This window comes from Nocardia miyunensis NBRC 108239 (assembly GCF_001613065.1).
GTDB lineage: Bacteria > Actinomycetota > Actinomycetes > Mycobacteriales > Mycobacteriaceae > Nocardia > Nocardia miyunensis.
Window position 1 is genome coordinate 105,153 of sequence record NZ_BDBQ01000039.1, and the last position, 12,251, is coordinate 117,403.

Consider the following 12,251-nt stretch of genomic DNA (forward strand, 5'->3'; position numbering starts at 1 on the left):
ATCACCTAATCCCCGTTAAGGAGGCTCGCCAGGATGGCGAACTACACCGCCGCTGACGTCAAGCGGCTCCGCGAGCTCACCGGCTCCGGCATGATGGACTGCAAGAAGGCCCTGGAAGAGACCGACGGCGACTTCGAGAAGGCCGTCGAGGTGCTCCGCATCAAGGGCGCCAAGGACGTCGGCAAGCGTGCCGAGCGCGCCACCGCCGAGGGCCTGGTCGCCGCCCAGGACGGCGTCATGGTCGAGATCAACTCCGAGACCGACTTCGTCGCCAAGAACGCCGAGTTCCAGGCGCTGGCCGCGCAGGTCGTCGAGGCCGCCGCCAAGGCGCGCCCGGCCGATCTGGACGCGCTCAAGGCCGTCGACCTCGGCGGCAAGACCGTCGATGGTGTCGTGCAGGAGCTCGCCGCCAAGATCGGTGAGAAGCTCGAGCTGCGTCGCGTCGTGTCCTTCGAGGGCCCGGTCGCGACCTACCTGCACAAGCGCGCCACCGACCTTCCCCCGGCCGTCGGCGTGCTCGTCGAGTACCAGGGCGAGGGCGAGGGCGCCGCCGAGGCCGCTCGTGCCGCCGGTATGCAGATCGCCGCCCTGAAGGCCAAGTACCTGACCCGCGAGGACGTTCCCGCGGATCTGGTGGCCAAGGAGCGCGAGATCGCCGAGGCGACCGCCAAGGAGGAGGGCAAGCCGGAGGCCGCCCTGCCGAAGATCGTCGAGGGCCGGGTGAACGGCTTCTACAAGGACGTCGTGCTGCTGGAGCAGCCCTCGGTCACCGACAACAAGAAGACCGTCAAGGCGCAGCTGGACGCGGCCGGTGTCACCGTGACCCGTTTCGCTCGCTTCGAGGTCGGCCAGGCCTGACCGGACCGGATCGACGCCGAGGGCTCCCCGTGCAGTGCGCGGGGAGCCCTCCGTGCGTCGATCCAGGGTCGGCTCACCATCGCGGCCCGGCATAGGGCAGGATGGACGCAGCTTTTTGGTCACCATCCCGTGCTCGTTGCGACACCGGATGGTCTTTTCGCGTGTGCATGGCGTTCCGCCGAGGAGAAGGAGACAGATGTCGGACCCGGAACCGGCTCGTAAGGGCTATCGCCGAGTACTCCTCAAATTGGGAGGAGAGATGTTCGGCGGCGGCAACGTCGGGCTCGACCCGGATGTCGTGCAGACCGTTGCCGAGCAGATCGCGGAGGTGGTCGCGACCGGCGTTCAGGTGGCGGTGGTGATCGGCGGCGGCAACTTCTTCCGCGGCGCTGAGCTCGAGGACCGCGGCATGGAGCGCGCCCGCTCGGACTATATGGGCATGCTCGGCACGGTGATGAACAGCCTTGCGCTGCAAGACTTTCTGCAGAAGCAGGGCGTCGACACCCGGGTGCAGACGGCGATCACGATGGGCCAGGTCGCCGAGCCCTACATCCCATTGCGCGCCAAGCGGCACCTCGAGAAGGGCCGCGTGGTGATCTTCGGTGCGGGGATGGGCATGCCGTACTTCTCCACCGACACCACCGCCGCGCAGCGTGCGCTGGAGATCGGCGCGGAGGTCGTGCTGATGGCCAAGGCGGTCGACGGCGTGTTCAACGCCGACCCGCGGGAGGATCCGGAGGCCACGATGTACTCCGAGATCACCCACAAGGAGGTCATCGAACGCGGGCTCAAGGTGGCCGATGCCACCGCCTTCAGTCTCTGTATGGACAACCAGATGCCGATGCTGGTGTTCAATCTTCTGACCAAGGGCAATATCGCCCGTGCCGTATCCGGTGAGAAGATCGGCACACTGGTTCGGTCCTGACGAGCGTCGGGAGCGGTGTCCTCGCGGATGCCCGCCCTCGTGATCCCGGAACCGACAACGACTAACGCTGTGGAGGAAACGGTCGTGATTGAGGAAGCACTCTTCGACGCCGAGGAGAAGATGGAGAAGGCCGTCACGGTGGCGAAGGACGACCTCGGCGGTATTCGCACCGGTCGGGCGAACCCGAGCATGTTCTCGCGGATCGTCATCGACTACTACGGCTCGCCGACCCCGATCACCCAGGTGTCGAGTATCAACGTCCCCGAGCCCCGGATGGTCGTGATCAAGCCGTACGAGAGCACTCAGCTGGGCGCGATCGAGACCGCGATCCGCAACTCGGATCTGGGCGTCAACCCGACCAACGACGGCAACATCATCCGCATCTCGGTGCCTCAGCTCACCGAGGAGCGCCGCCGCGAGCTGGTCAAGCAGGCCAAGGGCAAGGGCGAGGACGCCAAGATCGCCATCCGCAACGTGCGTCGCAAGACGATGGACGAGCTGAACCGGATCCAGAAGGACGGCGAGGCCGGTGAGGACGAAGTGGGCCGCGCCGAAAAGGAATTGGACAAGACCACGCAGAAATACGTGGCGCAGATCGATGAACTGGTCAAGCACAAGGAATCGGAGCTGCTCGAGGTCTGACGGCCCTGGGCGTGAGTGCCTGCCCGGGGCGGGGACGGAGTGGACGGATACGTGAGCGACGGGACAATCGTGGCCGAACAAGCCGCGGCCGGCGAGGACATGCCGGCGAGCGAAGCAGCCGGTACATCCGGCGCGCCGGACGAGGCGGTTCCCGCCGGTTCGGAGCAGGCGCCCGCCGAGGGCGAGCAGAAACAGTCCGAGCCCGCCGATCCCGAGGCGGCCAAGTCCTCGCGGGCGGGCCGGAATCTACCGGCCGCACTGGCGGTCGGCTTCGGCCTCGGTTTGTCCCTGATCGCGATCCTGCTGTTCGCGCCGAGGATTCTGGTCGGCGTGGTCGCGGTGGCCATCGCCATCGCCACCTGGGAGGTCGCCAAGCGGCTACGCGAGGCCGATGTGCTGGTGCCGCGTATCCCGCTGCTGCTGGGCGGGCAGGCGATGATCTGGCTGGCCTGGCCGTACGGGGCACAGGGGGTCGCGGGGGCGTTCGGCCTGACGGCGCTGGTGTGTATGGCGTGGCGGTTGTTCGATCACGGTCTGGCCGCGACACCGCGAAATTTCCTGCGCGACACCGCGATCACGGTGTTCGTCCTGGCCTGGATCCCGTTGCTGGCCTCGTTCGCGGTGCTGATGCTGTCCGAGCCGCGCGGCAATCTGCGGGTGTTGACGTTCATGATCCTGGTCGTCTGCTCGGATGTCGGCGGTTATGTGGCGGGCGTGCTGTTCGGTCGGCATCCCATGGTTCCGGCGATCAGCCCGAAGAAGTCCTGGGAGGGGTTCGGCGGTTCCCTGGTGTTCTGCATCATCGGCGGGCTGCTCACGGTAACCCTGCTGCTGCAGGCGAATTCGATGATCGGCGTGCTGCTGGGCGTTGCGGTGGTGCTGGTGGCGACCTGTGGCGATCTGATCGAATCGCAGATCAAGCGGGAGTTGGGCATCAAGGATATGGGCACCCTGCTGCCCGGCCACGGCGGCATCATGGATCGGCTCGATTCGATGCTGCCCTCGGCATTCGTTTCCTGGCTGGTGCTGACCGCGCTGCTGTGAATTCGTCAGTGCGGCGGGCTGTTTGCCCGGTTCGTATCGCATTCATTGAAACCTGTTGATTTCTGGGCGATTTCCGCGCCCATTGCCAGGTAACTCGAAGGCGACCGCAGTCTGATCGGGTGGTGGAGAACATCGCCGCCTGGAAAGGAATCAGCATGCGCTCGTTGATGATTGCCGCCGTGGGGGCCGTGATCGCGGTGGGGCCGGTGGTCGGCGCCGGCGCCGCATTAGCCGACCATCCGCCGACTGCCTGATCTCCCCGTGGCCGGGAAGGCTGAGTTCATCGCCCTGTCGGGTCTCGGTAATCTTGCGCGACTTGGATGAGTCGGATATCCGTTCCACTTCTCGGCGCGAAGGTTTCGATCATGCTCAACCCTCCCGGCCTGGCCCCGAACACCGGAATCCCCGCGGCCCTGGCAGCCCGGATGACGATGGACGAGCAGTACGACTGGCATCGGTCGTATCTGAAACGGCATGCGGTGAGCCGCCGTTCGTTCCTGCGCGGCAGTACCGCGGCGGCGATGGCGGCGGGTTTCTCCTCGTTCGGCGCGCTCGCCTATGCCGACGGGGCTCCGCTCGCGGTGGCCGGACGGCATGTCGGATTCGGTCCGGATGCGGCGAGTCAGCTGCGGTTCTCGGCGCAGTTGTCGCGTAATCCGGTCCGCGCCAAGGTATTTCTCGAACACGGTCCGACGCCCGCGCTGGGTGCGAGTGTCGAGGCGCAGGTGCGCAATCTGCTCACTCAGATCCCGCGCACCGACGGCGGTGTGCTCGCGGCCGAACAGTTCTACGTGCACGCGCCCGTGGACGGGCTGCCCGGACGGATTCCGCACTTCTACCGCTGGCGCACCTCCGACGGTTTCGTGAGCGAGGTGGCTTCGGCGGCCACGGCCATGCCGAGTTCGCGATCGGCGTTGCTGCCGTTCCGGTTCACCATGATGGGCGATCAGGGTATCGACGACACCCCTGCTCAGCCCGCTGGTTTGCGGCCCGGCGGCTACCGCAACAAATACGGTAGGGGCGATGCGCCCGGAGCGCGCAATGCCGCGGCGATCCAGCGTCAGATCGTCGCCTGCAATCCGGACTTCCACATTCTGGCCGGTGACATCAGTTACGCCGATCCCTCGCACGGCGGCGGACCGGACTGGTTCGTCCCGAGCGGCACCTCGAAGAACGAGAAGATCGACGCGTACAACCCGTTCGTCTGGGACAACTACTTCCAGGCCATCGAGGGCAGTGCCGCGCGGGTGCCATGGATGTTCGCCACCGGCAACCACGATATGGAGGCGGTATACGGCACGCACGGTTACGGCGGGCTGACCGCCCGGCTGGACATGCCCGACAACGGCCCGGCCGGATGCCCGTCGGTGTACTCGTTCCGGTACGGCAATGTGGCGGTGCTCTCGCTCGACGCCAACGAGGCCTGCTACCAGTATCAGGCGAATCTCGGCTATTCCGGTGGGGCGCAGAAGAATTGGCTGGAGCGGACGCTGGCCGCGCATCGCTCCGATCCGGCCGTGGACTTCATCGTCTGCTTTTTCCACGAGTGCGCCTATGCCACCGGTGTGGGCGGGGCCAGCGACGGCGGGGTGCGCGGGACGTTCGCGGAGCTGTTCGACCGCTACGACGTGGATCTGGCGTTGCAGGGGCACAACCACTGTTTCGAGCGCACCGACCCGATTCGCCGCGGTCGCGCGACGCGGGTCGCGGCGGACAATGCGATCGTCTATCCCGAAACCGATGGCACCGTGTACTACGTCGTCGGCGGGGGCGGCGCCGCACACGGCGAATTCGAGTTCGGCGAGAGCTACCGCGGCCATGAGCTGCCCGATACCTCGGTGGCTCGCAGCGGGCTGTGGGATGCCGACGGGAAGACGCGGTACGAGGCGGTGCAGTGGTCGCGCGTGCGTTACAGCCGGTACTCGTTCATTCGCGTGGACGTGCGGCCCGGGGTGTTCTCCAGCGAGATGGATGTGATCGCCGTCGACGAGTTCGGTCGCGAATTCGACAAGGTCACCTATCGGCGTCTGGTGCGCCGATAGCGTTCAGGCGCGTTTGGCGGCGCGGCGCAACTGTATGATGCGCCAACCGCCAGCCAGCGCCATCACCAGTGTTCCGGCGATCAACGACAGCAGAATGGTCACGCCCAGCGGCAGCGAGAAACTCCAGAAGAAGAGCGTGACCTCCACCCGATTCAGATTCTGCAGAATGAAGATCATCAGAATGATGCCGATGATCGCGGCGGCGACCAGCGCGACCCAGGCAGACCCGGCACGAGTCCGCAGCGACCGGTTGGCCGGGGCGCGGCGCGCGGTGCTGTCCGGGGCGGTGCGCGGACTCGAGTCGGCGGCAGGGCCGGCGGTGGTGGCGGGTTCCGGGGCGGTGGGGGAGTCCGGGCGCTCGGGGGATCCTGAAGCGTCCAAGGACTCCGGGGTGGCAGACGTCCGCGAGGGAGTGTCCGGGCCCGAGCTCGATGCGGCGTCGCTGGTCATACTCCGATGATTACCCATCGCTATGGGTTCTGCACGTAGGTTGGCGTCGAAGAGTGCTGCGCGCGCAGGTCGAGACTCGAATTTCGTGCGCTCGTCCGAGCTGGATTTCGCTGCCGACTACACTGGCAGGGCTATGGCTACCCCCCTCCCGCTCGTTTTCGATGCCCCGCGTCGTGGCATGCCGCCGCGGCATCTCGCCGACCTCGATGCCGACGAGCGTCGCAAAGCGGTCCAGGACCTGGGGTTGCCCAAGTTCCGGGCCGATCAGATCGCCCGGCAGTACTACGGCCGTTTGGTGGCCGACCCGGAGCAGATGACGGATCTGCCCGCGCAACTGCGGTCCGCGGTGGCCGATTCGCTGTTCCCGCCCCTGCTGACCGAGGTCCGGCACGTGGTGTGCGACGACGGCGCCACCCGCAAGACACTGTGGCGCGCCGGTGACGGCACCCTCCTGGAATCGGTCCTGATGCGTTATCCGGACCGCAATACCCTGTGCATCTCCAGCCAGGCCGGTTGCGGCATGGCCTGCCCGTTCTGCGCCACCGGCCAGGGCGGCCTGAACCGCAACCTGTCCACCGCCGAAATCGTCGACCAGGTCCGCGCCGCCGCAGCCGCCCTCCGCGACGGCGAGGTGACCGGCGGCCCCGGCCGCCTGTCCAACATCGTGTTCATGGGCATGGGTGAGCCACTGGCCAACTACAAGCGTGTGGTGAATGCGGTGCGCCGTATTACTTCTCCGGCTCCGGATGGTTTGGGTATCTCGCAGCGGAGCGTGGTGGTCTCGACGGTGGGTTTGGCGCCGGCGATCCGGAAGCTGGCCGATGAGGGCTTGTCGGTGACTTTGGCTGTGTCGCTGCATACTCCGGATGATGAGTTGCGGGATACGTTGGTGCCGGTCAACAATCGTTGGTCGGTGGCCGAGGTCCTGGACGCGGCTCGGTATTACGCGGACAAGACAGGCCGTCGTGTGTCGGTCGAGTACGCACTCATCCGTGATATCAATGATCAGCCGTGGCGTGCTGACTTGCTTGGTTCGAAGTTGCGCAAGGCTCTCGGCTCTAGGGTGCACGTGAACCTGATCCCGCTCAACCCGACTCCGGGTTCGAAATGGGATGCATCGCCGAAACCTGTTGAGCGGGAGTTTGTTCGGCGGGTGGAGGCGCAGGGTGTTTCGTGTACGGTGCGTGACACGCGAGGTCAGGAGATCGCTGCCGCCTGTGGGCAGCTCGCCGCCGAGGGCTGATGGGTCGAAGGGGGCGGCGGCCCGGCGTTGCACAGCAACCGGACCATGGCATGAGTCTCAGGCGATCAATGCGGCAAGTTCGGTGCGGAGGCGGTCGAGTTCTGCGCTTCCGGTGGTGGGGAAGCGCAAGATCGGGATGTCATATGCGGCGCAGATGGTGTTCTTGATGGCATCGAGTTCGAGTTGGCGCGGGTCGTTTTCGTGGTAATCGAAACCGTCGACCTCGATCACGCACAGGCGTTGCTTGGTGATGTGGTTGTAGAGGTCGAAATCCACTGAGGCGGATCGGGATCGCGTGAATTGGAGCTGCCGCCGGTCGAGTCGGTCGGTATCAGGCAGGAGGTGCCTGACGTGGACCTGCTCGTTGTACCAGAAGCCCTGGAAGTCGGGTTCGCTCAGGACCTGTTCCAGAGCGGCTCGCATGATGTTCTCCGAGGGATGTATCGACTCGTTCCGGATGTGGTTCGCGAGTGTGGACAGCACCGCCGAATAGTCTTTATAAAGCAGGTCGAAGATTGACACGACGGGGCTGTCGAAGAACTCTTTGTCCGGAAACTGGTAGCGGATGTAGCCTATCAGATCACGCAGGTTCCTGCTCTTCGGCTGCAGATCGTGGTGGGTGACCAGGATGAAGCGTTTCCGTGCGCGGGATACGGCCACATTGATCAGCTCCGGGGAGTCGGCGAATTTCAGCGCGTTATCGATGTCGGGTCTATTGTCCAGCACCGTCGTCATGATGATCGCCGCTTTCTCCCGGCCCTGAAATTTGTGGACGGTGTCGGATTCGATGCTCGAGTTCAGCGCATCGGTAACTCGGTTCGCCTGCGGCCGGTACGGCGTGGTGACGCCGACCTGGTCGTCTGGAAATTCGGCGCAGTACTGCGGCAGCACATCCTGGCGAATGATATCGATCTCGCGTTGGTTGATTCGCCCGCCGCGCTTACCCGTTCTTTCGTCGAGCCAGCGCATATGGTCACCCGGTGGCGTGCGGACAACGACCATGGATTGGTAGCCCGGGGTACTGCGGGTGAAAGGAACGAGGTTGTCCTGGTAGAACTTCTGATTGCAGAAGCCGATGATATTGGGATCGGAACGGTAGTGTTCGCGCAGCAGGACCCGCGGCAGCGAGGTGCCGTAAATATCGGTCAGCGACGAGAGAATGCTCTGCTGCCGATAGTCGTACGCTGGATCGGGGGCGGTGACTGATTCCGGAATGTTCACAACTGGCTGCAGCTGCCGCAGATCGCCGACGACGATCAGGTTGCGGCAGTGAGCCAGCGCCACGGCGGCCGCGACCAGGTCTACCTGCGAGGCCTCGTCGATGATGAGGTAGTCGACGAGTTGTCCTGCGCCGATACTATTTTCGAGGGAATGGCAGGTGCTCAGGATAACGGGATAGTCGCGGGTGAAGTGCCGCCAGTCTCGCCGGTATCCGAAGTCGTACAGCCGCGGGGCGTGTCCCGCATAGCGTTGACGCAGGCTCTCGGTGAGCCAGGCAACGGAGAGTTGCTGCTGCTGGGCGGCGAGATCGCTGAAGTTGGATACCTCCAATGACTTTCGTGCCCGCTCGATCTTGCGTTCGATTTCGGCGATCTTCGCGTCGTAGTAGAGCTGATGCAGCCGGAACACGATATTGATGTCCTGGGCGTCGGCGCGGCGCATAGAACGATATTTGAAGTATTTGCTGATCCGGTCCACCACGCCCGCGATTCCGGTGGCCCGCGCCAGTTCCGGATCGGTGTCGGCGATGAAGGCGAGAATCTTGGCCGGCCGCCACCGCAGTACCGGTAGCAGCTCCTGGTCGGGCAGTTCGTGCCTTTCCAAATAGGCGCGGAAGTGGACACGTTCCAGTTCGTAGGCGGCATGCTCCGTATGCAGGTCCGCGAGATCGCGTTCGATTTCACGCAGCCGTAACAGGTGCTGATCCAGGGTGGTCATCTCCCCTGCGCGGGGCAGGGGCACCGATGCGGTCGCCCCCAGTTGCTGGACAACCAGATTTCGCGCGGGCTGCTCCTGGAAGAACTTCGCCTTCTTCTCCTTCTTGCCGAGATTCGCAGTGACATAACCGAATCCTGCGTTTACGAGTTTGGTGTGCACATTGTCCACGGCCGGATTGCTCGACGACACGACCACCACCGTCTTGGATTCATCGACAATGATATTGGCGATCAGATTGAGGATGGTCTGCGTCTTGCCGGTGCCGGGCGGGCCATCGATCACCGAAATCGGGTGGCGCAAGCAATTATCGATCGCCGCGCGTTGGCTGAGATTCGTATCGAAGGGGTACAGCGGCGGCGACACCGGGCGCTCGACCTGCTCGATCTGGGTTCGATGGAGATAGCGATGAAGCGCGCTGTCCGGATGCACGAACAACGGCCGCTCATGTGCCTCCCGGAGCGTCTGTCCTTCCTCCGGCAGCCGCGCGGCGACTGCGCGCCAGTAGGCCAGTACCTGGTCGGCCTGCGGATGATATGCCCCGGCGTGTACGACCTGTATCCGATCCCCGTGGTACGCCGAGAAGGAGTGCTCCTCACCGGGGAATATGTGCCACCAATCCTGCCCGACCCCTTGGAATCGGTAGGCTGCGGTCACTCCGTCACGAGGTCTGCCATCGACCAGGATCCGCTGATGCGGACCGAGGGGTACGGCCTGCGGGTTCTGCAATACGAGCACTCGTTTCTGCCCGTAGGGAAAAGTTCCGCCCGTTTGAAACGTGATCTGAGTACGAGCCGCCGTGGGTCGCACCGCCGCCACGTCCGCGGTGCGATTCTGGAACGGCTCGTCCGCTGATTTCCGAATCAGCACGGCCAGCTGAGTTGGATCAACCATCGAAAGGCCCCTGTCGATCGCCGGTATTGTGAGGTTGTCATGAGGGAAATCGTTGTACCGCAGTATTTCTGGTGCCTAGCGGCCGGTTAGGGCGAAGCGGATGTAGCTGAGCTGGGACAGGTTCCTGCGATGGATGGTCGCCGCCGCGATCCGCTGATCGAGTGCGGCGAGTTCGGCCGGGGCGTGTTGCAAAGCCAGGAGGCGCTGGGCGAATTCCTGCCGCTTGTTCGCAGCGAACGCCGTAGCGCTGGCGGCCTCGGACGCCAGCTGGGCCGACTGCGCCTCGTACTGTTGTTTGGCCCGATCCCTTTTCGGTCCGACTTCGTTTTCCGTCGTTTGCTGCCGCAGAGCCAGCCTGCTCATCTCACGCTCATGGTCGGATCGTATGGCGTCGGCATTGGACGGTTCGGTGCGCGTGAATCGCGCCTGGATTCTGGCGGCGTGTGTGGCGCGCCAGTTATCCAATGCGGTGGCTTTCACCTCGCCGATGCCCTTGACATAGACCGATCCCACGGCGGTCTGGAGGTAGGCGGTCACCGAGTTGTATGCGCCGCCGGGTGCGCTGAGGCTGATGCCGGTGAAGTCGGCAGCTGTTCGAATGCCCTGTGCGGCAAGTTCATTGGTCAGACGAGGGCCGATTCCGGGGATATCGGCCGCCGAAATCGGGAACCGCTTCAGCTGATGCCAGACGAACATGGTCCTTTCTGCGGCGAGGGCCTTGTCCAGTCGGAGTCCCAACGTGTTGCGGAGATCGTTTCGCTCACGGTCGATGGCGACGAGCGTGCGCTGTTTTTCCTGTTCTATGGCCGCGAGGTCCGCGTTGTACCTGTCCTGCCAGTACTTTCGCTGAGCGGGCAGCTGCTGCAATCGGACGTCCTCGAGCTGATCCAACTGCACTTGTTCGCTGTGCACGACCGCCGCGGCCGTGGCAACGTCGGCAACCTCCGCCCGCCGCTGCCGGAGTTCTCCGAAATGTCGCCGCAGCTCGGCGGTTTCGGGTCTGGCGCGCTGTGCCGCCCGTACGAGGAGCGCGGCGACCAGTGGCGGAATGACGGCCAGCGGGGGAGTCAGGATGAGCAGGGCGGGCAGGGCGACGGCGATCAACAACACCAGCAGGATCAACGCCATGACGTCTCGGGCCCCGCGTACGGCGAATCGCCGCAGGGGCGCGGTGGCGGGCGCAGGTCGGTGGGTTGGTGGGTGCGCCGCCGACACCTGCCCTGTCATCCAGCCCGGCAGCCCCTGGGTGGTGGTCGCGGATGTGGCGATCGGGGCAGCAACCTCGCCGGTCATGGCGGTCGCCAGCACGGGCAGCGCGGCCAGCGGTTGTGCGGCGAGCGATCGCAGCTGCTCCGCCAGCTGCCGGACCTCCGGATTCGCATGCGTGAGCAAGGCCGGAAAGCGTTGTGAAAAGTCAGGATTCGTGAAATCGTTTTCGGCGAGCAAGAGGTACTCGCCCTGTGGTTCGTGCAACTGCCGCCACAGGTCTGGATCGATCGCGATGGCTTTGAGTGCCCCGTAGATGACCCAGGCGGAGAAGCGATCCAGGTCGGTGCCGAAGTCGTCGTTTCCACGCTGCGGCGACTGATAGTTGCGATGCCCGCGCTCGGTTCCGCCCAAACTGCCCAACGCGGGCACGTACATTCCGTCGTAGTCCACTAATCGGAGCGTGCAGTCCCCGGTGACCAGGAGATTGCCGTGCTGTAGATCACCGTGCGCGATGCTGTGCGCTTCGAGATCGGACATCAGACCCGCGAATCGTTCGGCGAGCCGATCGACACCCGGCTGGTCGTCGTGATGAAGGTCCAACCATGCCGACAGGGTCATGCCCTGCGCCCACTCCATTTTCAGGATGGGATATCTGATCCCGCCAACCAGGATGGCGTCGGGTAGGTACTCGAAACCGATTTTCCACGGTTGGGAGAGGTTGGCGGCCGAAAGGGTGGCCAACTGCTCGCTGATCGCGCGGTATCGCGCTTGCTGGTCCGGGATGTAGCGGGTGAAGCACTTGATGGCGTACCGGGTTCCGCTGGCCTGGTGGGTCACCGGGAAGACACTGGCGAAGTTGCCGGAGATCCCGCGGGGCTGACGCAGTGTGGTGAGCTCGGGGACCGAGGTTCTCAGCTCGGCGTCGGTGAAGCAGATGTCCGGATGTTGAAGGGCTTCCTGATAGGCGCCGGCGGTCGGAAATTCCCGGGGTGTGGTCGTGGCCATCGGC

10 protein-coding genes are annotated in these 12,251 nt (G+C 64.7%); 7 read left to right on the forward strand and 3 right to left on the reverse strand.

The window, feature by feature from the left end:
- The first annotated feature begins 33 nt into the window (after nt 1–33).
- The 6 genes from tsf (at nt 34) to NM2_RS16890 (ending at nt 5,511) form a co-directional block, all read left to right on the forward strand.
- Entirely contained in the window at nt 34–858 is an 825-nt protein-coding gene (gene tsf, locus NM2_RS16870; RefSeq protein ID WP_067669603.1) for a translation elongation factor Ts, read from the forward strand.
- A gap of 196 nt (nt 859–1,054) precedes the next feature.
- Nucleotides 1,055–1,783 carry a UMP kinase gene (gene pyrH / locus NM2_RS16875; RefSeq protein ID WP_067669604.1) on the forward strand — a complete coding sequence of 243 codons (729 nt, stop codon included), beginning with the start codon at nt 1,055–1,057 and terminating at the stop codon, nt 1,781–1,783.
- A gap of 84 nt (nt 1,784–1,867) precedes the next feature.
- Entirely contained in the window at nt 1,868–2,425 is a 558-nt protein-coding gene (gene frr / locus NM2_RS16880) for a ribosome recycling factor (RefSeq protein ID WP_067669704.1), read from the forward strand.
- A gap of 99 nt (nt 2,426–2,524) precedes the next feature.
- Nucleotides 2,525–3,469, forward strand: a complete 945-nt coding sequence (locus tag NM2_RS16885; RefSeq protein ID WP_067669706.1) for a phosphatidate cytidylyltransferase — start codon at nt 2,525–2,527, stop codon at nt 3,467–3,469.
- Nucleotides 3,470–3,588: 119 nt separating this feature from the next.
- Nucleotides 3,589–3,723 carry a hypothetical protein gene (locus NM2_RS52590; RefSeq protein ID WP_281182447.1) on the forward strand — a complete coding sequence of 45 codons (135 nt, stop codon included), beginning with the start codon at nt 3,589–3,591 and terminating at the stop codon, nt 3,721–3,723.
- Nucleotides 3,724–3,834: 111 nt separating this feature from the next.
- Complete coding sequence (locus tag NM2_RS16890) at nt 3,835–5,511, forward strand: metallophosphoesterase (RefSeq protein WP_067669608.1); 1,677 nt, start codon at nt 3,835–3,837, stop codon at nt 5,509–5,511.
- Nucleotides 5,512–5,514: 3 nt separating this feature from the next.
- Here the strand turns inward: NM2_RS16890 and NM2_RS49075 are convergent, their stop codons facing one another.
- Nucleotides 5,515–5,961, reverse strand: coding sequence for a LapA family protein (locus tag NM2_RS49075; protein WP_157121132.1), 447 nt, complete (start codon nt 5,959–5,961; stop codon nt 5,515–5,517).
- Between the two features lie 133 nt (nt 5,962–6,094).
- Between NM2_RS49075 and rlmN the strand changes: the two genes are divergently transcribed.
- Entirely contained in the window at nt 6,095–7,204 is a 1,110-nt protein-coding gene (rlmN, locus tag NM2_RS16900; RefSeq protein ID WP_067669611.1) for a dual-specificity RNA methyltransferase RlmN, read from the forward strand.
- Between the two features lie 57 nt (nt 7,205–7,261).
- Here rlmN and NM2_RS16905 read toward each other — a convergent pair whose 3' ends face one another.
- Together NM2_RS16905 and NM2_RS16910 are read right to left on the reverse strand one after the other, a co-directional pair.
- Complete coding sequence (locus tag NM2_RS16905; protein WP_245718074.1) at nt 7,262–9,571, reverse strand: AAA domain-containing protein; 2,310 nt, start codon at nt 9,569–9,571, stop codon at nt 7,262–7,264.
- A 537-nt stretch (nt 9,572–10,108) separates the two neighbouring features.
- A complete protein-coding gene (locus NM2_RS16910) occupies nt 10,109–12,247 on the reverse strand; it encodes a serine/threonine-protein kinase (RefSeq protein ID WP_067669615.1) in 2,139 nt (712 codons plus the stop codon).
- Nucleotides 12,248–12,251: the final 4 nt, after the last annotated feature.